The 26,598-nt window shown below is 30.9% G+C and carries 25 protein-coding genes; 19 read left to right on the top strand and 6 right to left on the bottom strand.

All coding sequences use genetic code 11. The annotated features are described in order from the left end of the window. The 3 genes from HMPREF2953_RS04560 to HMPREF2953_RS04550 all read left to right on the top strand — a co-directional run. On the top strand, positions 1–1,545 hold a 1,545-nt coding region (locus HMPREF2953_RS04560), incomplete at its 5' end, for a 3'-5' exonuclease (RefSeq protein WP_070672029.1). A gap of 3 nt (positions 1,546–1,548) precedes the next feature. Then, positions 1,549–3,552, top strand: a complete 2,004-nt coding sequence (ligA, locus tag HMPREF2953_RS04555; protein ID WP_070672028.1) for an NAD-dependent DNA ligase LigA — start codon at positions 1,549–1,551, stop codon at positions 3,550–3,552. An 11-nt stretch (positions 3,553–3,563) separates the two neighbouring features. After that, entirely contained in the window at positions 3,564–4,763 is a 1,200-nt protein-coding gene (locus HMPREF2953_RS04550; RefSeq protein ID WP_049335650.1) for a CamS family sex pheromone protein, read from the top strand. 59 nt (positions 4,764–4,822) lie between these two features. Here the strand turns inward: HMPREF2953_RS04550 and putP are convergent, their stop codons facing one another. Then, the gene (gene putP, locus HMPREF2953_RS04545; RefSeq protein ID WP_070672026.1) at positions 4,823–6,361 is read right to left on the bottom strand and encodes a sodium/proline symporter PutP; all 1,539 of its coding nucleotides are present in this window, start codon (positions 6,359–6,361) and stop codon (positions 4,823–4,825) included. A 425-nt stretch (positions 6,362–6,786) separates the two neighbouring features. Between putP and gatC the strand changes: the two genes are divergently transcribed. From gatC to dinB, 7 genes are all read left to right on the top strand, one after another. Beyond that, positions 6,787–7,089 (top strand): Asp-tRNA(Asn)/Glu-tRNA(Gln) amidotransferase subunit GatC, encoded by a 303-nt coding sequence (gene gatC / locus HMPREF2953_RS04540; protein ID WP_002450027.1) that lies wholly within the window; start codon positions 6,787–6,789, stop codon positions 7,087–7,089. A gap of 1 nt (position 7,090) precedes the next feature. Next, complete coding sequence (gene gatA, locus HMPREF2953_RS04535) at positions 7,091–8,548, top strand: Asp-tRNA(Asn)/Glu-tRNA(Gln) amidotransferase subunit GatA (RefSeq protein WP_070672024.1); 1,458 nt, start codon at positions 7,091–7,093, stop codon at positions 8,546–8,548. A gap of 12 nt (positions 8,549–8,560) precedes the next feature. Then, the gene (gatB, locus tag HMPREF2953_RS04530; protein ID WP_070672022.1) at positions 8,561–9,988 is read left to right on the top strand and encodes an Asp-tRNA(Asn)/Glu-tRNA(Gln) amidotransferase subunit GatB; all 1,428 of its coding nucleotides are present in this window, start codon (positions 8,561–8,563) and stop codon (positions 9,986–9,988) included. A 300-nt stretch (positions 9,989–10,288) separates the two neighbouring features. Continuing rightward, on the top strand, positions 10,289–11,209 hold the full coding sequence (locus HMPREF2953_RS04525; protein ID WP_002450025.1) for a diacylglycerol kinase: 921 nt from the start codon (positions 10,289–10,291) through the stop codon (positions 11,207–11,209). Positions 11,210–11,340: 131 nt separating this feature from the next. Next, the gene (gene rlmD, locus HMPREF2953_RS04520) at positions 11,341–12,702 is read left to right on the top strand and encodes a 23S rRNA (uracil(1939)-C(5))-methyltransferase RlmD (RefSeq protein ID WP_049335643.1); all 1,362 of its coding nucleotides are present in this window, start codon (positions 11,341–11,343) and stop codon (positions 12,700–12,702) included. A gap of 136 nt (positions 12,703–12,838) precedes the next feature. Further along, positions 12,839–13,387, top strand: coding sequence for a DUF3267 domain-containing protein (locus HMPREF2953_RS04515; RefSeq protein ID WP_049335641.1), 549 nt, complete (start codon positions 12,839–12,841; stop codon positions 13,385–13,387). Positions 13,388–13,495: 108 nt separating this feature from the next. Further along, positions 13,496–14,566, top strand: a complete 1,071-nt coding sequence (gene dinB / locus HMPREF2953_RS04510) for a DNA polymerase IV (protein ID WP_049335637.1) — start codon at positions 13,496–13,498, stop codon at positions 14,564–14,566. Positions 14,567–14,593: 27 nt separating this feature from the next. Here the strand turns inward: dinB and HMPREF2953_RS04505 are convergent, their stop codons facing one another. Further along, on the bottom strand, positions 14,594–15,151 hold the full coding sequence (locus HMPREF2953_RS04505) for a 3'-5' exonuclease (protein WP_070672019.1): 558 nt from the start codon (positions 15,149–15,151) through the stop codon (positions 14,594–14,596). A gap of 241 nt (positions 15,152–15,392) precedes the next feature. On the opposite strand from HMPREF2953_RS04505, the gene HMPREF2953_RS04500 reads away from it, so the two are divergent. Beyond that, a complete protein-coding gene (locus HMPREF2953_RS04500) occupies positions 15,393–16,703 on the top strand; it encodes a lipid II isoglutaminyl synthase subunit MurT (RefSeq protein ID WP_070672017.1) in 1,311 nt (436 codons plus the stop codon). A gap of 2 nt (positions 16,704–16,705) precedes the next feature. Beyond that, positions 16,706–17,422: a lipid II isoglutaminyl synthase subunit GatD gene (locus HMPREF2953_RS04495; protein ID WP_049335630.1), complete on the top strand. Its 717-nt coding sequence runs from the start codon at positions 16,706–16,708 to the stop codon at positions 17,420–17,422. 44 nt (positions 17,423–17,466) lie between these two features. Here HMPREF2953_RS04495 and HMPREF2953_RS04490 read toward each other — a convergent pair whose 3' ends face one another. Continuing rightward, entirely contained in the window at positions 17,467–18,456 is a 990-nt protein-coding gene (locus tag HMPREF2953_RS04490; protein WP_049335627.1) for an FUSC family protein, read from the bottom strand. A gap of 173 nt (positions 18,457–18,629) precedes the next feature. Between HMPREF2953_RS04490 and map the strand changes: the two genes are divergently transcribed. The 5 genes from map (at position 18,630) to vraR (ending at position 22,831) form a co-directional block, all read left to right on the top strand. After that, positions 18,630–19,382 carry a type I methionyl aminopeptidase gene (gene map, locus HMPREF2953_RS04485; protein WP_002450057.1) on the top strand — a complete coding sequence of 251 codons (753 nt, stop codon included), beginning with the start codon at positions 18,630–18,632 and terminating at the stop codon, positions 19,380–19,382. A gap of 678 nt (positions 19,383–20,060) precedes the next feature. Continuing rightward, complete coding sequence (locus HMPREF2953_RS04480) at positions 20,061–20,447, top strand: hypothetical protein (RefSeq protein WP_070672016.1); 387 nt, start codon at positions 20,061–20,063, stop codon at positions 20,445–20,447. Between the two features lie 20 nt (positions 20,448–20,467). Further along, positions 20,468–21,169, top strand: a complete 702-nt coding sequence (gene liaF, locus HMPREF2953_RS04475; RefSeq protein ID WP_070672015.1) for a cell wall-active antibiotics response protein VraT — start codon at positions 20,468–20,470, stop codon at positions 21,167–21,169. Then, positions 21,166–22,200, top strand: coding sequence for a sensor histidine kinase VraS (locus HMPREF2953_RS04470; protein ID WP_070672013.1), 1,035 nt, complete (start codon positions 21,166–21,168; stop codon positions 22,198–22,200). The genes liaF and HMPREF2953_RS04470 overlap by 4 nt, the downstream gene beginning before the upstream one ends. A 1-nt stretch (position 22,201) precedes the next feature. Then, a complete protein-coding gene (vraR, locus tag HMPREF2953_RS04465; protein ID WP_002450048.1) occupies positions 22,202–22,831 on the top strand; it encodes a response regulator transcription factor VraR in 630 nt (209 codons plus the stop codon). 79 nt (positions 22,832–22,910) lie between these two features. Here the strand turns inward: vraR and HMPREF2953_RS04460 are convergent, their stop codons facing one another. The 3 genes from HMPREF2953_RS04460 to HMPREF2953_RS04450 form a co-directional block, all read right to left on the bottom strand. Then, positions 22,911–24,119, bottom strand: coding sequence for a YihY/virulence factor BrkB family protein (locus HMPREF2953_RS04460; protein ID WP_049335621.1), 1,209 nt, complete (start codon positions 24,117–24,119; stop codon positions 22,911–22,913). Between the two features lie 91 nt (positions 24,120–24,210). Next, the gene (locus HMPREF2953_RS04455; protein WP_002450075.1) at positions 24,211–24,492 is read right to left on the bottom strand and encodes a hypothetical protein; all 282 of its coding nucleotides are present in this window, start codon (positions 24,490–24,492) and stop codon (positions 24,211–24,213) included. Between the two features lie 5 nt (positions 24,493–24,497). Beyond that, positions 24,498–24,962 (bottom strand): low molecular weight protein-tyrosine-phosphatase, encoded by a 465-nt coding sequence (locus HMPREF2953_RS04450; RefSeq protein ID WP_070672011.1) that lies wholly within the window; start codon positions 24,960–24,962, stop codon positions 24,498–24,500. A gap of 141 nt (positions 24,963–25,103) precedes the next feature. Between HMPREF2953_RS04450 and HMPREF2953_RS04445 the strand changes: the two genes are divergently transcribed. Both HMPREF2953_RS04445 and HMPREF2953_RS04440 read left to right on the top strand, forming a co-directional pair. Next, positions 25,104–25,310: a DUF1128 domain-containing protein gene (locus HMPREF2953_RS04445; protein WP_002450082.1), complete on the top strand. Its 207-nt coding sequence runs from the start codon at positions 25,104–25,106 to the stop codon at positions 25,308–25,310. An 11-nt stretch (positions 25,311–25,321) separates the two neighbouring features. Then, the gene (locus HMPREF2953_RS04440) at positions 25,322–26,569 is read left to right on the top strand and encodes an aminopeptidase (protein WP_070672009.1); all 1,248 of its coding nucleotides are present in this window, start codon (positions 25,322–25,324) and stop codon (positions 26,567–26,569) included. Positions 26,570–26,598 lie beyond the last annotated feature (29 nt).

The raw sequence follows: 26,598 nt of genomic DNA, 5'->3' as shown, positions 1-26,598 counted from the left end.
CATGTAGATGAGTATCAAGATACAAATAAAGCACAATATACACTTGTTAAATTACTTGCAAGTAAATTTAAAAATTTATGTGTTGTAGGTGATTCTGATCAATCAATATATGGATGGCGTGGTGCAGATATTCAAAATATATTATCTTTCGAGGAAGACTATCCTGAAGCAAAGACTATTTTCCTAGAACAAAATTATCGATCAACAAAAACCATTTTAACAGCTGCAAATGAAGTGATTAAACATAATACTGAACGGAAGCCTAAAGGGTTATGGACCGCAAATAATGGTGGAGAAAAAATTAAATATTATGAAGCGATAACTGAACGTGACGAAGCAGAATATGTAGTTCGTGAAATTATTAAACATCGTAAATCTGGAAAAGACTATAATGATATGGCAATTTTGTATCGAACAAATGCACAATCACGTGTGTTAGAAGAAACATTTATGAAATCAAATATTCCTTATACGATGGTTGGAGGTCAAAAGTTCTATGATCGTAAAGAAATCAAAGATCTGTTAAGTTATTTAAGAATAGTGGCAAATAGTAATGATGATATTAGTCTTCAAAGAATTATTAATGTTCCTAAAAGAGGGATAGGGCCATCATCAGTTGATAAAATTCAACGATATGCGCTAGATAACAATATTAGTATGTTTGATGCATTAGGAGAAGTGGATTTTATAGGGCTCTCTAAAAAAGTAACTCAAGAATGTATACAATTTTATGAAATGGTTCAAAACTTAATTAAAGAACAAGAATTTTTAGAAATTAGTGAGATTGTTGAGGAAATACTTGAAAAATCAGGTTATCGTCAAATGTTAGAACGTGAACAAACAATTGAATCACGTAGTCGTCTTGAAAATATTGATGAATTTATGTCTGTACCTAAAGACTATGAAAAAGATACACCTTTAGAAGAACAATCATTGATTAACTTTTTAACTGATTTATCACTTGTTGCAGATATTGATGAAGCACAAATTGATAGTGGTGTAACGTTAATGACCATGCATTCTGCTAAAGGATTAGAGTTCCCAATTGTATTCTTAATGGGTATGGAAGAATCACTTTTCCCTCATATTAGAGCAATTAAAAGTGATGATGACCATGAGATGGAAGAAGAAAGACGAATTTGTTATGTAGCCATCACACGTGCAGAAGAAGTGTTATATATTACACATGCGACTTCTCGTATGTTATTTGGACGTTCACAAGCAAATATACCATCACGCTTCTTAAAAGAAATCCCTGAAGAATTATTAGAAACACCAGCAAGATCAAAACGACAAACAATCACTTCTAAGTCAACTACACCGTCAAAACGTGGTTTTAGTAAACGTACGACTTCTACTAAAAAACAAGTATCTGCTTCAGATTGGAAGGTAGGAGATAAAGTGACACATAAATCATGGGGCGAAGGTATGGTGAGCAATGTAAGTGAAAAAAATGGCTCTGTTGAACTAGATATTATATTTAAATCTGAAGGTCCTAAGCGTTTATTAGCTCAATTTGCGCCCATCGAAAAAAAGGAGGATTAGTAAATGGATAACATTCAAAATCGTGTCAATGAACTGCATGATTTATTAAATCAATATAGTTACGAATATTATGTGAAAGATAATCCTTCTGTACCTGATAGTGAATATGATAAATTATTACGTGAATTAATTGATATTGAAAATGCACATCCTGAACTAAAAACTGACGATTCTCCAACGGTTAGGGTTGGTGGAGAAGCTCAATCATCATTTGAAAAAGTAAATCACGAAACACCTATGCTTAGTTTAGGTAATGCTTTTAATGAGGAAGAACTAAGACGTTTTGATGAACGTATTCGAGAACATATTGGTAACGTGGAATATATGTGTGAGCTAAAAATTGATGGTTTAGCAGTCTCTTTAAAGTATGAAGATGGACGATTTGTGCAGGGATTAACGCGAGGAGATGGGACCACAGGAGAAGATATTACAGAAAATCTACGTACTATTCATGCGATTCCTCTTAAAATTAAAGAACCTTTAAATGTTGAAGTTCGTGGAGAAGCATATATGCCACGTCGTTCCTTTATGAGATTGAATGATGAGAGAGAAAAAAATGAAGAACAACCATTTGCTAATCCACGTAATGCAGCAGCAGGTTCTTTAAGACAATTAGATCCTAAATTAGCTGCTAAACGTAAACTAAGTGTCTTTTTATATAGTGTAAATGATTTTACAGATTTTAGCGCTACTACTCAAAGTGATGCATTAGATGAATTAGATCGTTTAGGGTTTAAAACTAATCATGAACGTGCACGCGTAGAAGATATAGAGGGTGTACTAGAATATATTAAAAAGTGGACTAAACAACGTGAACAGCTATCTTATGATATTGATGGAATTGTTATTAAAGTGAATGATCTTGATCAACAAGATGAAATGGGATTTACTCAAAAATCTCCACGTTGGGCAATAGCTTATAAGTTTCCAGCTGAAGAGGTTGTCACAGAACTTAAAGATATTGAATTAAGTATAGGACGTACTGGCGTCGTTACACCGACAGCCATTTTAGAACCTATTCGTGTTGCGGGTACTACAGTTTCAAGAGCATCGCTTCATAATGAAGATTTAATTAAAGAACGTGATATTAGAATCGGTGATAGCGTTATAGTGAAAAAGGCTGGAGATATTATTCCTGAAGTCGTAAGAAGTATTATTGACCGTCGTCCAAATGATGCAAAACCATACCATATGCCAACGCATTGTCCAAGTTGTGGTCATGAATTAGTGCGTATTGAAGGAGAGGTTGCACTTAGATGTATCAATCCAAAATGCCAAGCTCAACTTGTGGAAGGATTGATTCATTTTGTTTCTCGACAAGCGATGAATATAGACGGACTAGGAAATAAAATTATTCAGCAACTGTATCATCATCAGCTTATTAAAGATGTAGGTGACATTTTCTATTTAACTAAAGCAGATTTATTGCCTTTAGAACGAATGGGCACAAAAAAAGTAGAAAACTTATTAAGCGCTATTGAACATGCAAAACAAAATTCTTTAGAACATTTATTATTTGGCTTAGGTATACGACATCTTGGCGCCAAAGCAAGTCAAATTTTAGCAGAGAAATTTGAAACCATGGATCGTTTACTTAAAGTAACAGAAGAAGAACTGGTAGCGATTCATGATATTGGAGATAAATTAGCACAATCTGTAGTAACGTATCTAGATAATGAGGATATTAAAGCACTTATTGAAAAATTAAAAGATAAAAATGTCAACATGACATATAAAGGTGTTAAATCCTCTGAAATTGAAGGACATCCAGAATTTCAAAATAAGACTATTGTTCTTACTGGAAAATTACAACAAATGACACGTAAAGAAGCAACAACATGGTTAGAAATGCAAGGTGCTAAAGTAACAAGTAGTGTAACTAGAAGTACAGATTTAGTAATAGCTGGTGAAGATGCTGGCTCAAAATTGTCTAAAGCTGAACAATTTGGTACAGAAATATGGTCCGAATCACAATTTATTGAAAAACAAAATGAAATAACAGAATAGAGGAGAACGTAATGAAGCGGTTATTATTGTTAGTTATAACGTCGCTTATGATATTGACAGCGTGTGGCAATGGGAATGATAAAAATAGTCAGTCAAATAATAAGCAACAAGAACAAAATTCAAATAATGTGAAAACAGTTGCCACTGATCAAGAAGTTCAAGGAGATAATTATCGTACAATCTTACCATTTAAAGAAAGCCAAGCTCGTGGAGTATTACAAGATAATATGGCTAATAGCTATAACGGTGAAGATTTCGAAAATGGTTTATTACATCTAAGTAAGTCTGTATTTCCAACTGATAATTTTTTATATCAAGATGGGCAGTATTTAGACAAAGATACAGTTAACGCATATTTAAATCCCAAGTATTCTAAAGACGAAATTGATAACATGAGTGAAAGTGAAAAGGAATCAAAAAAAGCTACTGAAAATTTAGGTCTTAATCCATCACATGATGGCGAAACTAAACCAGAAAAAATAGCAGAAAGCTCTCCTGCTTATTTATCTAATATCTTAGAACAAGATTTTTATGATACAAATGATACAAAAGGAAAAAAAATTAAAGGCATAACAATTGGTCTTGCTATGAATAGTGTCTATTATTATCAAAAAGAAAAAGATGGAGAAACATATAGCAAATCGCTAGATAATAAGGAAATTGAAAAACAAGGTAAAGCAATGGCTCAAGAGTTACTTACACGCCTTAGAGCAAATAAAGATTTGAAAAATATTCCAATTCACTTTGCAATATACGTTCAATCGAGTCAAGATGCAATTACGCCAGGACACTTTATTGCTAATACTACTGTTGATGACAAACAAACTAAAATTAATAAATGGAATAAAATTGATGAGATTTCAGCACTTTTACCTTCAACAGAAGCAGAAAAATATGACAAAAATCTAAATAATAACTTTAAGCAATTTAATGACGATCTTCAATCTTATTTCTCTAATTTTACTCAAGCAATTGGAAAAGTGAAATTTGTTGATAAGAAACCTAATAGACTAGTGATTGATTTGCCAATCGATTACTATGGTCAAGCTGAAACAATAGGAATTACACAATATGTAACAGAACAAGCTAAAAAATATTTTGATAATATAGATAGTTACGAAATTCGTATAAAAGATGGTAACAATTCAAGAGCACTTATTAGTAAAACAAAAGATGACAAAGACCCACAAGTCCATATTTATAGTAATTAATTAAAAAGAGGTTGTGACACGTTGTGTCATAGCCTCTTTTTAATTTTCAATAAATTAATTTATTTTTCGCGAATAATTGTTTTAACTTGATTTAACTGTTGTTCAATAGAATAGTCTGATTTATAGGTGAAGATGCTAACAAGGTATGTAACGATCACACTACTAATAAAACCAGGTATAATTTCATACATGCCAAATAGTTCATTAATATTAGCAAGTGGTTTAACCCAGACAATCCAAATAATGACTACGAGAGCTCCAGCAATCATACCACTTATCGCACCTTCACGTGTTAGTTTTTTCCAATATAAAGAAAAAAGAACAAGTGGACTAAACGCTGCACCAAAACTTGCCCAAGCATTTCCGACTAGGTTTAATATGGTGTCATTAGGAGACCATGCAATAGCAAGAGCTACAATGGCCACAGCTAACACAGACAATCTGCCTACCAGTACAAATTCTTTTTGATGTGATTGAGCATGTTCTTCATCGCGAATGAGCTTATAGAAATCTTCTGTAAGTGAGCTTGAAGTCACTAATAGTTGTGAAGAAATTGTACTCATAATAGCAGCTAGAATGGCGGCAAGTAAGAATCCACCTACTAAAGGATGGAAAAGAACTTGGCTCATGATAATAAATAATGTTTCTGGATCGTCCATTTTAATATGATTTTTCGAAATAAAAGCAATTCCAGTTAACCCTATACCCACAGCTCCAAGTAAACCTACAGTCATCCAACTTATTCCTAAGCGTCGTGCTTTAGGTAAAAGTTTGTGAGATTTAATAGACATAAATCGTACAATAATATGAGGCTGACCAAAATAACCTAATCCCCATGCAAATAATGAAATCATACCTAAAAAAGTAGTACCTCTAAATAAATCCATATTAGTTGGTTTCATTTCAGCTACTTGATGGAATGTATCCCATCCACTAAGTTGCATCAAAGCAACTATTGGTACCATTACCATTGCGATAAGCATGATAACCCCTTGGAAAAAGTCAGTAATAGAAACAGCTAAATATCCTCCGAAAAAGGTATATAAAATAACGATAATTGCGACTGAAATCAGTCCCAAATGATAATTTAATCCAAATGCGCTTTCGAATAATTTACCTCCAGAAACAAAGCCAGAGTGCGTATACAAAGTGAAAAAAATAACAATAATAAGACCAGAAATAATTTTAATGATATTATGTTTATCATTAAGACGGTTTTTGAAAAAATCAGGGAGCGTAATTGCATCTCCAGCAACTTCTGTATATACTCTAAGCCTTGGTGCAACAACGAGATAGTTAACATAGGCACCAATAGTTAAACCAATCGTAATCCATATTGCCGATAAACCTGTGCTATAAACTGACCCTGGAAGTCCCATAATCATCCAACCACTCATATCTGAAGCACCGGCTGATAAAGCAGTAATATATGGGCCTATATTTCTCCCACCTAACATATACTCACTTAAATTGCCAGTTGCCTGTTTATAACCATAGTAACCAATCACCAGCAGAATAATAAAATAGATTGCAATCATAATATAAGTCTGCCAGCTTGTGTTAGCATGAGTACCTAAATTTGCACCTAATACAAACATTGTAATTACCCCCTTTAAAACTTTTAAATTTATGTTTTTCAACAACATTGTACTGAGAAAAAGAAGTGACGACTTTTAAATTAGTTACATGTAATATTATACAATGATATTTATAGATTAGAGAAGTAAAATTTTATCTATAAATAACAGTTTATTTCAATGTAATTATAAGCGTTAACAAGAATTAGAGTATAGATAAAAAATAATTCATTTTATTATATAACGTTAATATTAATAAATTATTAATAGAAATTAATGTATATTTATAGGTAACTATGTAAATGAGTTACATAAGAAAGTTGTTTTAATTCTTAACTTTGCTAAGAATAGTTAATACACCGAGTATCATAATAAATATTTAGATTTTTAACTGAAAATTTGATACAATTTTATGATGAATGAGTAATAAGGAGGCTTTTTTAATAATGACTAAAGTTACACGTGAAGAAGTTGAACATATAGCACATTTAGCAAGACTTCAAATTTCTCCTGAAGAAACTGAAGAAATGGCTAATACACTTGAAAGTATCTTAGATTTTGCAAAGCAAAATGATTCAGCAGATACTGAAGGTGTGGAACCAACATATCATGTCTTAGATTTACAAAATGTGTTACGTGATGATAAAGCAATCGAGGGTATTCCTCAAGAACTTGCATTAAAAAATGCGAAAGAAACAGAAGATGGTCAATTTAAAGTACCAGCTATCATGAATGAGGAGGACGCTTAAGATGAGTATTCGCTATGAATCTGTTGAAACACTTTCAGAAATGATTAAGAATAAAGAAATTAAACCTTCTGAAGTAGTTAAAGATATTTATGATGCTATTGAAGAAACAGATCCAACAATTAAATCATTTTTAGCTTTAGATAAAGAAAATGCAATTAAAAAAGCTAAAGAATTAGATGAGTTACAAGCTAAAGATCAATTTGAAGGTAAATTATTTGGAATTCCAATGGGAATTAAAGATAATATTATCACTAAAGATGTCGAGACAACTTGTGCAAGTAAAATGTTAGAAGGTTTTGTACCGATTTATGAATCAACAGTGATGGATAAATTACATCAAGAAAATGCAGTATTAATTGGTAAATTAAATATGGATGAATTTGCAATGGGTGGTTCTACCGAAACATCTTATTTCAAAAAAACTGTAAATCCATTTGATCATCAAGCAGTGCCAGGGGGATCTTCTGGAGGTTCAGCTGCAGCAGTGGCAGCAGGATTAGTACCATTTAGTTTAGGTTCTGATACTGGTGGATCAATCAGACAACCAGCTGCATATTGTGGTGTAGTAGGTATGAAACCTACATATGGCCGTGTATCACGTTTTGGTTTAGTTGCTTTTGCATCTTCATTAGATCAAATTGGACCAATTACTCGTAATGTTAAAGACAATGCGATGGTATTAGAAGCAATTGCAGGCGTAGACAAAAATGACTCTACAAGTGCACCGGTTGAAGATGTTGATTTTACTTCTGAAATTGGTAAAGACATCAAAGGTCTTAAAATTGCACTTCCTAAAGAATACTTAGGAGAAGGTGTTAACGAGGAAGTAAAAACTTCTGTAAAACAAGCAGTAGAAACATTAAAGTCACTTGGTGCAGAAGTTGATGAAGTGTCATTACCAAATACTAAATATGGTATTCCTTCTTATTATGTAATTGCATCATCTGAAGCATCTGCAAACTTAGCACGTTTCGATGGTATTCGTTATGGCTACCATTCAAAAGAAGCGCAAACGTTAGAAGAATTATACAAAATGTCTCGTTCGGAAGGCTTTGGAGACGAAGTTAAACGTCGTATCTTCTTAGGTACATTCGCATTAAGTTCTGGTTATTATGATGCATTTTATAATAAATCTCAAAAAGTTAGAACATTAATTAAAAATGACTTCGATAAAGTATTCGAAAATTATGATGTTGTTGTAGGGCCTACAGCTCCAACAACGGCGTTTAATTTAGGCGAAGAAATTGATGATCCTTTAACAATGTATGCAAATGACTTATTAACTACGCCTGTTAACTTAGCTGGTTTACCTGGCATTTCTGTGCCATGTGGCCAATCAAACGGACGTCCAATCGGTTTACAATTTATTGGTAAACCATTTGATGAGAAAACATTATATCGTGTGGCATATCAATATGAAACACAATTTAACTTACACGACGCATACGAAAAATTATAAGGAGTGGAAATAATGCATTTTGAAACAGTTATCGGACTTGAAGTTCACGTTGAATTAAAAACAGACTCAAAAATGTTCTCTCCATCACCAGCACATTTTGGGGCTGAACCTAACTCAAACACTAATGTTATTGATTTAGCTTATCCGGGTGTTTTACCTGTTGTAAATAGAAGAGCAGTAGATTGGGCGATGCGTGCGTCAATGGCTCTAAATATGGACATTGCTACAAATTCTAAATTTGATCGCAAAAACTATTTTTATCCAGATAATCCGAAAGCATATCAAATTTCTCAATTTGATCAACCAATCGGTGAAAATGGATATATTGATATTGAAGTTGATGGTGAAACGAAACGTATTGGTATTACTCGTCTTCATATGGAAGAAGATGCAGGTAAATCAACTCATAAAGATGGTTACTCTTTAGTAGACTTAAACCGTCAAGGTACACCATTAATAGAGATTGTATCTGAACCAGATATTCGTTCTCCTAAAGAGGCATATGCTTATTTAGAAAAATTACGTTCAATTATCCAATATACTGGTGTATCTGATTGTAAAATGGAAGAAGGTTCACTACGTTGTGATGCTAATATTTCATTACGTTCTTACGGTCAAAAAGAATTCGGTACTAAAACTGAATTAAAAAACTTAAACTCATTTAACTATGTGAGAAAAGGTTTAGAATATGAAGAAAAACGTCAAGAAGAAGAATTATTAAACGGTGGTACGATTGGTCAAGAAACACGTCGTTTTGATGAATCAACTGGTAAAACTATTTTAATGCGTGTTAAAGAAGGTTCTGATGATTATCGTTACTTCCCGGAACCAGATATTGTACCTTTATATGTCGATGATGAGTGGAAAGAACGTGTGCGACAAACTATTCCAGAATTGCCTGACGAACGTAAAGCTAAATATGTTAATGAATTAGGCTTACCTGAATATGATGCGCATGTATTAACACTTACTAAAGAAATGTCTGATTTCTTTGAAGGTGCGATTGAACATGGCGCAGATGTTAAACTAACATCTAACTGGTTGATGGGTGGCGTTAATGAATATCTTAATAAACATCAAGTAGATTTAGCAGATACAAAATTAACTCCTGAAAATCTTGCTGGAATGATTAAGCTTATTGAAGATGGAACAATGAGTAGTAAAATTGCCAAAAAAGTATTCCCAGAATTAGCTGAAAATGGTGGAGATGCTAAACAAATTATGGAAGATAAAGGTTTAGTTCAAATCTCAGATGAAGCTACATTATTAAAATTTGTTAATGAAGCTTTAGATAATAATCCACAATCTGTTGAAGATTATAAAAATGGTAAAGGTAAAGCTATGGGCTTCTTAGTGGGTCAAATTATGAAAGCTTCAAAAGGTCAAGCTAATCCTCAAAAAGTCAATCAATTATTAAAACAAGAATTGGATAAAAGATAATAGCTCATCTCATATGAGGTATTAAATATAAGTTTAAGCTAAACTGTTCACAAAGCGTTTAAGATTGTGAACAGTTTTTTATTCATATTTCTAGAGAAAAAGCTATTGGATTTCAATAGGATAGATAAGCACAGTATTTAGTTTGTTCCTAGTGTCAAAAGAATGAGATATGCTTTACTTCGGTTAGTTTCTTACAACAAATGATGCCCACAAAAATTTAAAAGAATTGGTATAAATACTTTTAACTCATTCATAAATCATTTAATATAGTGTTATGTAAAAAAAGTAGAGGGATAACTTATGAGAAAACGAGCAAGAATCATTTATAATCCAACTTCTGGAAAGGAGCTATTTAAACGTACTTTACCAGATGTTTTAATAAAATTAGAACGTGCAGGTTATGAAACAAGTGCTTATGCAACTGAACGAGAAGGAGATGCTACACTTGAAGCGGAACGTGCACTTGAACAAAACTATGATATTATTATAGCCGCTGGCGGTGATGGCACTTTAAATGAAGTTGTAAATGGAATTGCTGAACAACCCAATAGACCTAAATTAGGTATTATACCTATGGGTACAGTGAATGATTTTGGACGAGCTTTACATTTACCAAATGATATTATGGGTGCAGTAGATGTTATTATTAAAGGTCATACGACAAAAGTAGATATCGGAAAAATGAATAACCGATATTTTATAAATTTAGCTGCTGGAGGTAAGCTCACACAGGTATCCTATGAAACACCTAGTCGCTTAAAATCTATTGTTGGACCTTTTGCTTATTATATAAAAGGGTTCGAAATGTTGCCGCAAATGAAGGCAGTCGATTTGAGAATTGAATATGATAATGAAGTATTCCAAGGGGAAGCACTGTTATTCTTACTAGGGCTTACCAATTCAATGGCAGGCTTTGAAAAACTCGTACCTGATGCTAAGTTAGATGATGGGTATTATACTTTAATTATCGTTGAGAAAGCAAACTTAGCTGAATTAGGCCATATCATGACATTAGCTTCTAGAGGTGAACATACCAAACATCCTAAAGTAATATATAAAAAAGCAAAATCAATTAATATTTCATCATTTACAGATATGCAATTAAATGTAGATGGAGAATATGGTGGTAAATTACCTGCAAACTTTTTAAATTTAAAACAGCATATTGAAGTTTGTACGCCTAAAGATATTTATAATAGTGAGCTCTCAGAAAATAATTAAAGTATTTAAGAAATAAACGGATTAGGGAAAATGAAATAAGAAGTTAAAAAGAGGTTATCTATAATTTCGGGTTTGAAAAGGTAAGAAGTTATACGTACCTCTTTTTCATATGGAGTGAAAAAATAATTGTGATGATTAATAAAAATGATGTAATAAAAGGAAAAGTGATCGATTTAACACATGAAGGACATGGTGTGATTAAATTAGATCGTTATCCTATTTTTGTTCCTAATGTGTTAATTGATGAAGAAGTAGAATTTAAGGTAATTAAAGTAAAGAAAAACTTTGCTATTGGTAAACTAATAAAAGTACTAAAACAAAGTGAGCAAAGAGTAATACCTCCTTGTATATATTATGAGAAATGTGGAGGATGCCAGTTACAACATATGTCTTATGAATCTCAGCTAAAAATGAAAAAACAACAAGTTGTGAATTTATTTCATAAAAAGGCGAAATTAGAGGAAACAGTGATTCACGATACTATTGGTATGGACCATCCATGGCGATATAGAAATAAATCCCAGCTTCCTGTAGGTAAAGATAAAAATAATAAAACGATAATGGGATATTACCGTCAAAGAAGTCATGACATCATTGATATGGATAGTTGCTTAATTCAAGATGAAAAACAACAAGAACTAATGAATGATATAAAACAGTGGTTAAATGAATTGAATGTAAGCATTTATAATGAAAAAAATAAAAAAGGGTTATTACGTCATGTAGTCATTCGAACAAGTCATTATACAAATGAAGTTATGATTATATTTGTAACAAATGGTTCTAAATTTAAAGAAGCTGAAACCCTAGTACATAGACTAACAGAGGTATATCCTAACATAACAAGTATTAAACAAAATATTAATAATTCACATTCAAATGTCATAATGGGTAAGCAATCGATGACTTTATATGGAAAAGATAAAATTACAGATCAGTTAAGTGAAACTATTTTTGAAATTAGTGATCAATCGTTTTATCAAATTAATTCTGTTCAAACAGAAAAATTATATCAGAAAGCGATTGACTATGCTCAATTAAGTGGAAATGAAATTGTTTTAGATACATATTGTGGTATAGGAACGATTGGGCTTTACATGGCACCAGTGGCTAAACATGTATATGGTGTCGAAATTGTGCCATCAGCCATTCAAGATGCTAAACAAAATGCTTTAATTAATCATTTTGATAATACAACGTTCGAATGTGGTAAAGCAGAAGAAGTGATAATTGAATGGAAACAAAAAGGAATAGAACCTGATGTTATCATGGTCGATCCTCCACGAAAAGGATGCGATCAAGTCTTTATAGAAACATTATTAGAGTTAGCCCCTAAACGTATTATCTATATTTCATGTAATCCTTCAACACAACAAAGAGATGCTCAGCTTTTAGCTAATCTATATCATTTAAAAGAAATAACACCAGTCGATATGTTTCCACATACAACACATATTGAAACTGTGGCCTTATTCGAAAGAAAAACATTGTAATTAAATTAAAGTAAATGAGGAGAAGTTTATTAAAATAAGATTACAAAGGGTTTAAGTTATGTATAATCGCTTTCATTCTAACACTTCTACATGTATACTATGGAAGAGTTTTAGCGAAATGGGTGGAGGTTGACAGATGCACAAAATTGATTTATCACACAATCGAATCAAAATATCAAAATTACTTACCATTCAAGTTGTTATGATGTTATTTGCAATTTTAGTTACATATAAGTGGGCAATTAATTATGTTGATATTATTGAACAACGTTTTTTGACAAATGTCATTTATGGAATACTTGGTTTTATTGGAGTATTAATTATTCACGAATTAATACATAAATGTTTATTTTTTATTTTTTCTAAAGGGCAGAAACCACAACTTAAATATAAAAATGGAATTTTGCTCATTTATTTGTCATCTAAATACTTTAATAAATGGCAATTTTGTGCAGTCATGCTTGCGCCATTAGTGATCATTACAATAGGGTTAATGATTTCATTTTATCACTTTGCTTACTCTTCTATTATATTTATATCAAGCATACACATCGGGTATTGTTTGATTGATATTTATCTAACAGCTATAACAATTATTAACAAATTTAAATATATTCGTTCTACTGATGAAGGTATCTTTATGTATCATCATTTGCCTATATCTATAAATAATGACTATGAATAAACATCTGCATAAGTCTTAATATTATTATAAATGCATTTATAAAGTGTTTTCTTTTAGGGTGCAGTATAATAGTATTGAGGCTTATTTTATTTAAAAAGGAGTGAGACAATGACAGAAAGGAGAATCGTTCATATTGATATGGATTGTTTCTACGCTCAGGTAGAAATGAGAGATAATCCTAAATTACAAGGAAAACCTGTCATTGTAGGTGGAAAAGCAAGTCATCGAGGAGTCGTTTCAACCGCTTCATATGAAGCACGTAAATATGGAGTTCATTCAGCAATGCCTATGTCGCAAGCACATAAACTATGTCCGAATGGGTACTATGTTAGAGCAAGATTTGATGTATATCGGGAAGTTTCAAGTAAGATAATGGAAATTTTTAAACAGTATACTGAGATTGTAGAGCCTTTAGCACTAGATGAAGCGTATTTAGATATTACCCATTTAGTTAAACCTCATCGATCAGCATCAAAAATTGCTTCAAACATACGTAAAGATATCTTCAATAAAACAGGTTTAACGTCTTCTGCTGGTGTTTCTTATAATAAATATTTAGCTAAATTAGCTAGTGGAATGAATAAGCCTAATGGAATGATGGTTATTCATTATCAGAATGTGCATGACATACTAATGAACTTAGATATAGGCGATTTTCCAGGCGTTGGAAAAGCTTCTAAAAAAATCATGCATGAACATGATATTTATACTGGTAAAGATTTATATAGCAAATCGGAATTTGAATTGATTCGCTGGTTTGGAAAAAAAGGACGAGGACTTTATCAAAAAGTAAGAGGAATTGATGATAGTGAAGTAAAGGCAAGTAGGATTCGTAAGTCAGTAGGAACAGAACGTACTTTTTCAACAGATATTAATGATGATGAAGAGATTCTACAAAAAATATGGGAACTTTCTGGTAAAACATCTGAACGATTAACTCAATTGCAAAAGTCTGGCACAACAGTTACTGTCAAAATTAAAACGCATCGCTTTGAAACATATTCTAAACAAAGAAGTTTGAGAGAAGCGGTAAGTAAAGACATCGATATTTATAATATAGCTTATGATTTATATCATGAATTAAAAGACCCTGATGTACCTATCAGATTAATTGGTGTTACAGTAGGTCATCTAGAGCAATCAACATATCAAAATATGACCATTTATGATTTCATTTAAAGATAGAGATAGATAAGACGTTTTAAATTACCTATTTCTATCTTTTAAATTTTTACCATGAAATTGAAGCACACTTTGTAAGCTATCATAGTGTTTTAATAATCTATAAGTAATCATTGCGCAAGCTTTTGCGTCATTTAGGGCATCATGATGACCATGAAAATTTAAGTTGTAATGGTTCATTAGATGTTTTAATCCATATCGATAAGCTTTGATCGTACGTCTAGCAAGTTGATACGAGCAGAAATAGGTAAGTGAGGGAACAGCTATGTTTAAATGTTTTAAGCTTTGATATAATACACCCATATCAAAAGCAGCATTATGTGCCACTACGGGTAATTGATTTATAAATTGCAACATATATGGAAAGACTTCTTTAAAATCTGGCGCATCTTTAACGTCCTTAGGATGAATACCATGAACATGAATATGTGTTTCTGAAAAATAGTCATGAGGATTAACAAGCGTGTAAAACGTTTCGACTATTTCGTTATCTACTACTTTTACCATGCCAACAGAACAAATACTTGTTCTTTTTTTATTTGCAGTTTCAAAATCCAAAGCTATAAATGAATTTTTAACCATTCTATATTCCTTTCTAAATACTTAAATTGAATTATTCACAGTTTAACAGAAAGTACGGTTTAAATATAAATAATTGCTTTTTTTCATAATCTATAAATAACAAAGTAAAAAAATAAATACGGAATTTAAAGTGAAAAAGTTATAATTAGAAGTGTATTTAGTTACTTTTAATTGAGAATATTTTTTGTTACTTTAGATACATGGTATAATTACTCGAGTGAATTATGCGAGGAGGAAAGACATGAGACAATGGACAGCAACACACTTGGCTAAATTAGCACGCAAGATAAGTATCGTAGCAGGAAAAAAAGGAACTGATTTACCAGGTCAAATTGCTCGCAAAGTAGATCAAAATATTTTACGAAAGTTAGCTTCACAAGTTGATGATATTGTTTTTATCAGTGGAACAAATGGAAAAACAACAACTTCCAATTTGATTGGGCACACTTTAAAAGCAAATAGTATTGAAATTATACATAATAATGAAGGTGCTAACATGGCTGCTGGAATTACCTCGGCATTCATCATGAAAAATGTAAAAGGTATTAAAGTAGCGGTTATTGAAATTGATGAGGGTTCAATTCCAAAAGTATTAAAAGAAGTTACACCTTCAATGATGGTATTTACTAATTTCTTTCGCGACCAAATGGATCGATTTGGTGAAATTGATATTATGGTTAATAATATTGCAAAATCAATTAGTAATAAAGGGATTAAATTAATTTTAAATGCCGATGATCCATTTGTAAGTCGTTTGAAAATAGCGAGTGATACAATTGTATATTACGGAATGAAAGCCCATGCACATGAATTTGAACAAAGTACTATGAATGAAAGTAAATATTGTCCGAATTGTGGTAGATTATTAACTTATGATTATACCCATTATAATCAATTAGGACATTATCATTGTGAATGTGGATTTAAGCGTGAAACACCTAAATATGAGGTTTCACAATTTGAGGTACAGCCATTTATTGATATGGATGTGAACGATGCACACTTTGAAATGAAAATTGCTGGTGATTTTAATGCTTTTAATGCACTTGCTGCATATTCAGTATTAAAAGAATTAGGCTTAAATAATGATGCAATTCGTAAAGGATTTAAAACATACACTTCAAATAATGGCCGAATGCAATACTTTAAACGTGGTCAAAAAGAAGCAATGATTAATTTAGCTAAAAATCCTGCTGGCATGAATGTGAGTCTATCAGTCGGAGATCAACTTAAAGAAAAAAAAGTATATGTTATCAGTCTGAATGATAATGCAGCTGATGGCAGAGATACATCTTGGATTTACGATGCAGATTTTGAAAAGTTACGTAATCAAAATATAGAAAAAATTATTGTAACGGGTACAAGAGCAGAAGAATTACAACTTAGACTGAAATTAGCTGAAGTAGATGTTCCAATTATTTTAGAGAAAGATATTTATAAAGCTACAGCTTTAACTATGAATTATGCAGGCTTTACAGTAGCGATTCCAAATTATACGTCACTTTCACCTATGTTAGAACAACTTAATCGCTCATTTGCAGGAGGACGTTAGATATGTACGAATTAACAGTTTTTCATTTTATGTCGGACAAATTAAATTTATATAGTGATATAGGAAATATTATTGCTTTAAAACAGAGAGCAAAAAAACGCAATATTAATTTAAAAGTTATCGAAATTAATGAAACTGAGGGAGTTACATTAGAAAATTGCGATATTTTCTTTATTGGTGGGGGTAGTGATAGAGAACAAAGTATCGCTACTAAAGAGTTAAGTAAAATTAAAACAATATTAAAAGATGCAATAGAAGATGGAATGCCAGGTTTAACCATTTGTGGTGGATATCAATTTTTAGGTACTAAATATATTACTCCTGATGGTACAGAGTTAGAAGGACTTGGAATTTTAGACTTTTATACAAAATCAAAAACAGATCGTTTAACAGGGGATATCGTAATTAAAAGTGATACATTTGGAACAATAGTAGGTTTTGAAAATCACGGTGGTCGTACATATCATAACTTTGATACATTAGGTCATGTGGTAACTGGGTATGGAAATAATGATGATGATAAAAAAGAAGGTATTCATTATAAAAACTTATTAGGAACTTACCTGCATGGCCCTATATTACCGAAAAATCATGAACTTACTGATTATTTATTAGAGAAGGCATGTGAACGTAAAGGGATTCCATTTGCACCTAAACAGTTAGATAATACTGAAGAAGAAGCTGCGAAATATGTTATTATTGAACGTTCAGAAAAATAAAAAAACGTTGGATGAATTATTTCAATTCATCCAACGTTTTTTTTTTATGCTTTAACAAATCGATTATCTAGTAAATTATAGATAAGTAAAATTTCATAAATAACATGACTCTTAATTTGATTCTTATCGAATTCTTCTAATATTTTGACTGAAGATTTTAAAGTAGATACAGACTTAGATTCTCTTTTAAAAACTCCATCTAAAGGAATATTGTTGATACTATTACTAATTTTTATAATTGCCATTTTTTCCTCAGTAGTAAAACAAATATTTACATTTTTTGGTAAATAAATAATATTTGATAAATGTGTAGCAAGGAGTCTATCAATATACGCTCTATTTGACATATCTTTTAATTGTTTCCATTTATCTTCGTTATTTTTATGATAGTGTAATTCATCTCGTTGATAATTCATTAACGTATCTGTTTTTTTATTCATATTAGATAAGGTTGCTAATGAAGTATTACTATCATCTGAATCAAATTTTCCTAATAATAATTCATAACATCTAGAAGCGAATAGTTCATACAATTTATTTTCTGAATGAATTAAGTTCTCTTCGATTTGATGATAATATTTAGGCGGTAATACGAAAAAATTTACTAATCCAGCAGTTACTAGACCAATTAAAGCTGTTAAGAGTCTTGAGAAAAAATTAAAAAGATAGGCTTCATGAATACCAGGTATCATAGCAACTGAAGTTAATACTGCAACAGTTGTACCAACTTGGAGATTTAATTTCGTACACGCTAAAATAGTAAAAATAGCACTAAAGGTGTAAGTAAATGGAGATTGATCGCCGAAGATATACGTAAAAATAACTGCAAACAATGCACCAATGACGGTAGCAGGAAGTCGACGATAACCTTTTCGTAAAGAAGCTTTAGCAGTTGGTTCGATCGAAACAATTGCTGTTAAAATTGCAAATATAGGAGTTAAGTTTAATAGTAAACAAAATAAAGTTGTTAGAAAAGTAGCTAGCCCCGTTTTTATTGTTCTAGCGCCTATAATATGTTTATACCATTGATTCATATTGTTAAATCCTCTCAAAGAACGAACGTGATGATTATAATATTAGAATAAGTTTAATATCAAGTTTGATGTAGTGAGACATCAAGTCAGTAGATATTACATTTCTTATTTAGTATATCAAAAAATTTTTGGTATAATAAGGTGGAATATTTTTTAAAAAGGAACGGGATAATATGATTGTAAAAACAGATGAAGAATTACAAGCGTTAAAAGAAATAGGATATATATGTGCAAAAGTGCGAGATACAATGCAAGAAGCAACTAAACCTGGTATTACTACAAAAGAATTAGACAATATCGCTAAAGAATTATTTGAAGAACATGGTGCAATCTCAGCACCTATTCATGATGAAAAATTCCCAGGTCAAACTTGTATTAGTGTTAATGAAGAAGTCGCTCATGGAATACCTGGTAAACGTGTTATTCGTGAAGGGGACTTAGTTAATATAGATGTTTCAGCATTAAAAAATGGATATTATGCAGATACTGGCATTTCTTTTGTAGTAGGAGAAGCGGATAACCCTTTAAAACAAAAAGTATGTGATGTAGCACTTGAATCATTTGATGCAGCAATGGCTAAAGTAAAACCAGGTACAAAATTAAGTAATATTGGTAAAGCAGTACATGCTACAGCACGTAAAAATGATTTAACTGTCATTAAAAATTTAACAGGTCATGGTGTAGGACAATCTTTACATGAAGCGCCAAGTCATGTTATGAATTATTATGACCCTAAAGATAAGACGCTTTTAAAAGAAGGCGTAGTCATTGCAGTAGAACCTTTTATTTCATCTAAAGCAACATTTGTTACTGAAGGCAAAAATGACTGGGCATTTGAAACTAAAGATAAAAGCTTTGTGGCCCAAATTGAGCATACTGTCATTGTTACGAAAGATGGTCCGATTTTAACAACAAAAATTGATTAAGAAAAATGAAGTTGAAAAGAAGTCATTTTGATGTCGTCGTCCCACACTGACAATGATTCCCCAACATAGAAATGTTCCATAAAGAACATTTCTATGTTGGGATTTGGAGTCTCTGATGTTGAAAAAACTTGTGACAAAATGTATTTTCAAGAACTGGTAGCATATTAAAAAAGAATCCGGGACATAAAGTTTCTGAATAAGTGAAAAAAGATAATTTCTATGCCTAAGACAACAATGATGTCTTAGGCTTTTTTATGACCGACGTTGTTCTACTTTGCCAAATTTCCAAATAAGAGCGGACATAAAACATGTAATCAAAAATAAAGCTACCAAGAATATAGCTTAATTAGTCAAAATGAATCAACTGAACAATATTACAGAACACTCATTTTACTGAAACATCTAAAGGAACAGACTTTAAAAAACACAACACCAAATAATAAATAGTTAGTATCAGCGATAAATGAAAAACTAAATTCGAACATGTGAAGTGAAATAATGTTTAATATATATGGATATCACCTTAAATCACTCTTTTTAATGGTATTCAACTCATATGTCCTATTTTTAAATTAAAATTAATCGTACTTAAGTATGAGAAGAAAATGGTTCCTAGGACTATATTAAGTAAGCTTCCACTCATTTATAATAAAGTTTAGTAAACAACGAGGTGGTTCTATGAATTATTTAGATTTATATTTACAACACTTTTTAAAAATAATTATAAAAAATAATATTAATGATTATCGTTCATTATTAGATGATAAGCTTCAGAGTATGGAACGATATATAAAATATTTAAAAAATAAAAAAGAAAAAATCAATACATTAATTGACAGTTTATCTGCTACACTAGAGAATAAGTATATTGATATGATAAATATGTATAATATAAAGAATGCTCAGGAAGTTCATAATTATGAAATAGATTTATTAAAACAACGTTTAGATAAATTTGAAGCATATTATGCCAAAATTGAAGCTAATATTCATCGTTGTACGAAAGAACGTATTGCTGCAGAAGAACAATATGTAATAATTGAACAAATGAGTTATGTAGCTTAATTAAAATCAGGAGGGACACATTGACACGTAAATATATATCTACTGAATTATTAATTATTTTTACAGCGCTAATGATTATCGCTAACTTTTATTACATCTTTTTTGAAAAAATTGGATATTTATTTATTTTATTATTAGGGTGTATATTAATTTATGTAGGATACCTTTACTTTCATAAAGTAAGAGGGTTATTAGCATTTTGGATAGGAGCACTACTCATAGCGTTTACCTTGTTATCCAACAAATATACGATTATTATTTTATTTATATTTTTAGTAATAATCATTATTAGATACTTAGTTTTTAAATTTAAACCCTTGAAGATTGTGGCGTCGGAAGAAGAAGTGACCTCTCCTCAATTTATTAAACAACGTTGGCTAGGTGAACAACGTACTCCAGTATATGTATATAAATGGGAAGATGTGCAAATTCAACATGGGGTTGGAGATATTCATATTGATATGACAAAAGCAGCAAATATCAAAGAAAATAATACGATTGTAGTTAGACATATTTTAGGTAAAGTACAACTGATTGTTCCAGTTAATTATAATATTAATCTTCACATGGCAGCATTTTATGGTACAGCTTATATAAATGGAGAAGCATATAAAGTAGAAAATAATCATGTTCAAGTAGAAGAAAAACCTAAAGAAGAAAATTATAGTGTAAATATATATGTATCAACATTTATTGGTGATGTTGAGGTGATTTATCGATGAATCACTATTTAAGAGCAATAGGATCCATGCTTATTTTAGTGTATAGCATGCTAACTGTGTTTTTATTTATAGATAAAGTTTTTGTAAATATTATATATTTTCAAGGAATGTTCTATACTCAAATATTTGGTATACCTGTGTTTCTATTTCTTAATTTAGTGATTATTTTACTTTGTATTATCGTTGGCTCTGTATTAGCTTATAAAATAAATCAGCAAAATGATTGGATAAAGAATCAAATTGAACATGCCATTGAAGGTGAAACGGTAGGGATTAATGATAAAAACATAGAACTATATAATGAAACGATTGATATTTATCAAATGTTAGTGCCTTTAAATCAAGAATTACAGAGATTAAGAATTAAAACTCAAAATTTAACAAATGAAAACTACAATATGAATGACATTAAAGTTAAAAAAATCATAGAAGATGAGCGTCAGCGTTTAGCAAGGGAACTACACGATTCAGTAAGTCAACAACTTTTCGCAGCAAGTATGATGCTATCAGCGATAAAAGAAACAGAACTAGCACCACCTCTTAATCAACAAATTCCAGTACTTGAGAAAATGATACAAGAATCTCAATTAGAGATGCGAGCGCTATTACTACATTTGCGACCTTTAGGACTCAAAGATAAATCATTAGGGGAAGGTATTAAAGATTTAGTCATTGATTTACAAAAGAAAGTACCTATGAAAGTCATTTATGATATACAAGATTTTAAAGTTCCTAAAGGAATTGAAGATCATCTATTTCGAATTACACAAGAGGCAATTTCAAATACATTAAGACATTCTAATGGAACTAAAGTGACAGTAGAATTATTTAATCATCAAGATTATTTATTATTAAGAATTCAGGATAATGGTAAAGGTTTTAACGTAGATGAAAAAGTAGAACAAAGTTATGGATTGAAAAATATGAGAGAACGTGCATTAGAAATAGGTGCAACGTTTCATATCGTATCTCTACCAGATTCAGGAACTAGAATAGAGGTAAAAGCACCTTTAACGAAAGAGGAGGGTTAATATGACGATTAAAGTATTATTTGTAGATGATCATGAAATGGTTAGAATTGGTATTTCAAGTTATTTATCTACTCAATCTGATATTGAAGTAGTAGGAGAAGGATCATCAGGAAAAGAGGCAATTGAAAAAGCACATACGTTAAATCCTGATTTAATTTTAATGGATTTGTTAATGAATGATATGGACGGTGTAGAAGCGACGACACAAATAAAAAAAGATTTGCCTCATATCAAAGTAGTCATGTTAACAAGTTTTATAGAAGATAAAGAAGTATATAGGGCACTTGATGCAGGGGTTGATAGTTATATATTAAAAACGACAAGTGCAAGTGATATTGCAGAAGCAGTTAGAAAAACATATCGTGGAGAATCTGTATTTGAGCCAGAAGTTTTAGTAAAAATGAGAAATAGAATGAAGAAGAAAGCAGAATTATATGAAATGCTCACTGAACGTGAAATGGAAATATTGTTATTAATTGCTAAAGGCTATTCTAATCAAGAAATTGCCAGTGCTTCACATATTACAATTAAAACAGTAAAAACACATGTGAGTAATATTTTAAGTAAACTAGAGGTACAAGATAGAACACAAGCGGTTATTTATGCATTCCAACATAATTTAATTCAATAATAAAAAAGCTCCTTATAAAGAGGTCTAAAAATGACTATCTCATAAGGAGTTTTTTTGTTAGATATTTTCTTTTCTATAGCTATTTATTATTATCTTTATCAAATTTATCTTTAATTTTATCAACAAAAGATTCTTGTTTACTATGTGTGTCATTTGGTGTAGGATCCACATCATAATTTTTTTCATATTTAGATGATGCTGTAGAATCGTATTCATATTTTGTATTTTCATTGTAGTGATTTTCATTATTATCATCATGTTTTAAGGCAGCTTCTTCAGGTGTAGAACCTTTAATCACATGTCTTTGGTGGATAATTGCATTAATTTCAGCACCAATAATAATAATAAAACATGTAATATAAATCCATAGTAATAAAATGATGATTCCAGCAAGACTACCATATGTTTTAGAATAGTTGCCAAAGTTAGATAAATACCAACCAAATGCAAATGATCCTAATAACCATACAATAGAAGTAAAGATTGCACCAGGATATACAGATTTAAACTTAGTTTTAACGTTAGGTGCTACTGAATATAATGTTAAGAATAAAATAATAATAACGATAAGTGGTAACAATATACGCACTAAATCAAATATCCAAGCGACTTGTTGATCTAAACCTAACGGACCAAATAGATGATCTTTAATAAAATTACCAAATGTAGGTAATGTTAGAGCTATAGCTAATACAATAGCCATAACAATTGTAAACAAAATGCTTAATAATTTAAGAACAATAGGATTACGAGCATCTTCAACATCATAAGCAACATTAAATGAATTCATAATTGCTGTCATACCATTTGATGCTGACCAAATAGCTAAAATCAAACCAACTGATAATAAGCTGCCACTAGAGTTACTTGTAATATCTTTAAAAATTTTAGTAACAACGTCAGCAGTCTCAGCAGGAGCATTTTGACTAACTAAGTCTTTAATTTGCTGAGGATCAATTTGGAATAATGGTAATAAAGTTAATAAAAAGATTAACATTGGGAATAAAGCTAATACAAAGTGATACGTCATTTGAGCCGCTAAACCTGAAGCATCATCTTTACCAATACGATAAATAAGATAAGATAAAAAATTAGAATCTTTAGTGTATTTTGCAGGTTTATTCAATCTAGAAACGAAAAAAACTTGTTTATCTTTTTTAGGCTTCTTTGATTGAAATTCCTGAGGTTCTACGTATGTACGATCAACCTTTATTTTCTCTTTATTTTCTGTCTCTTTTTCCTTAATAGAGTTAAGGTACTTAGAGTTTGATTGATTTTTTTTTGACATAGACGTCTCCTTAAAAATTAATTCTAAAATAAAGGCAAAACTACCTAAGTAAAAAGGAATTTTGCCTTTATTTTCTGTCAATTATATTTGATTAGCTAAGACGATTGTTTTTACGATTTACAAATGTATCTTTAGCATCTTTAATTGATTTTTCTAATTCTGGATTATTACGACGAATTTCTTCGATCGTATCTTTCCAATACAATACTTCATTTTTAATTGAAGTAATTTTAGAAGGTTTACGAGAACGATTACCTTCTTTAATGTCTTTGAATGATTGTACTAATGCATTGCGTGTTGATTTATCTGCTAAAGTAGCAGCTCCACCAACGATAGCACCAATAATAATACCTGGAACAAATTTGTTTTCCATTTTAGTTACCCCTCTTTCAAATTAGCATCTTTAACGATGAAATCTATTAAATTGTCACAAGATGATTGTACCATGTCATATACACCTTCAAAATTATTTGTGTAATAAGGATCAGGCACATCAGTCTCTTCCATGTTACTAAATTCTAGCAATTTGAACAATTGACCTTTAAGATTGGGATTAATTGATTTAATATTATCCACATTACTTTGGTCCATAGCGATAATATAATCAAAATCATCATCAGGTTCAAATAATTCACTAATAATACCATCAAAAGGGATATGGTGTTGTTTCAGAATTTTTTGAGTACCTTGATGAGGAGGTTCACCTAAATTCCAACGTCCAGTACCCCTAGAATGTACAATAACATCAGAAATACCGCGTTCTTTTAATCGTTGACGCATGATTGCTTCAGCCATTGTAGAACGACAAATATTTCCAAGACATACAAAAGCTACATCTACCATCTTGTACTCCTCCAAACTTTAATATATAAACTATTTTATAGTTATTTTTAACATTTATAAAGTCATAATTTTACTAATTTCTATAAAAGTTTAATAAATTTTTATACTTTGATAAAATATGATCATAAAGAGGTGAAACAAATGGCACAGAATAATGAACAAATGATTAAAAATATTCGAAAAAAATTAAATATTGTAAATCAATCTTTAATTAATCCAGAAAAATTTAAAGATACAGATACAAAGGATATTAAAGATATTCATGATTTTGTTATGTCTAAAGATTCATTTTCACCAAGTGAAATTACAGCAATTGCTGATGAATTAGGTAATTTACGTCACGAGTAAGGAGAATTTAAATGGCCAATCAAGATTATCAAGACAAATTAAAACAATATGCAGAATTATTAGTAAAAGTAGGTATGAACGTTCAACAAAATCAGCCTGTATTTATCAGAACATCTGTAGAAACTATAGATTTAACGCGCTTAATTGTCGAAGTAGCCTATCAAGAAGGCGCTTCAGATGTAAGAGTGGTATATTCAGATCCTATTTTAGAACGCTTAAAATATGAAAATGAAGCTGTTGATTATTTTGAAAATCATGCTGTTAAAGCTTATGATGTTGAAGAGCGTATGGATTATGCTCGTAGAGGAGCAGCGAATTTAGCACTTATTTCCGGTGATCCAGATTTATTAAATGGCATTGATGCAGAAAAATTAAAAGCGTCTCAGTTTAATTATGGACAAGCATTCAAAGGGTATATGGAAGGTAGCCAAAAAAATGCATTTCCATGGGTAGTAGCTGCATTTCCATCTAAAGCATGGGCAAAAAGTGTATATCCTAATTTGCCTGAAGAAGAAGCATACAGTCAATTTATCGATGAAGTATTCGAAATTGTACGTGTGGATGGAAATGACCCAATAACAAATTGGGAGCAACATGTGAAATCTCTAAGTGTACATGCAAATAAACTTCAAGAAAAAAATTATAAGGCATTACATTATATGTCTGAAGGCACTGATTTAACAGTAGGACTACCAAAAGGACATATTTGGGAAGATGCAACAAGCTATGTAAATGGAAATCAACAACCATTTATTGCTAACATCCCAACGGAAGAAGTATTTACTGCACCAGATAGAAATCATGTAGATGGCTATGTAACTAATAAATTACCATTAAGTTATAATGGTAATATTATTGATGGATTCACTTTAACATTTAAAAATGGTGAAATTATCGATGTTAAAGCAGAAAAAGGTGAAGAAGTTTTAAAAGATTTAATTAGCACAGATGAAGGCTCTAAGCGATTAGGAGAAGTTGCTCTAGTTCCAGATGATTCGCCAATTTCAAATCGTAATACTATCTTTTATAATACTTTATTTGATGAAAATGCATCTTGTCATCTTGCTATTGGTTCAGCCTACGGGTTTAATATTAAAGGTGGCACAGAAATGTCTACTGAAGAAAAAATAGCAAGTGGGTTAAATGATTCTAATGTTCATGTGGATTTTATGATTGGAAGTTCAGATCTAACGATATATGGTATTTTACAAGACGGCTCTAAAGAATTAGTTTTCGAAAATGGGAATTGGGCACAATAACTCATTTAAATTAGGAATAGGAGAAATAA

Origin of the sequence: Staphylococcus sp. HMSC072E01 (assembly GCF_001814125.1) — a bacterium.
GTDB lineage: Bacteria > Bacillota > Bacilli > Staphylococcales > Staphylococcaceae > Staphylococcus > Staphylococcus hominis.
This window is presented reverse-complemented; position numbering and strand designations above follow the sequence as displayed.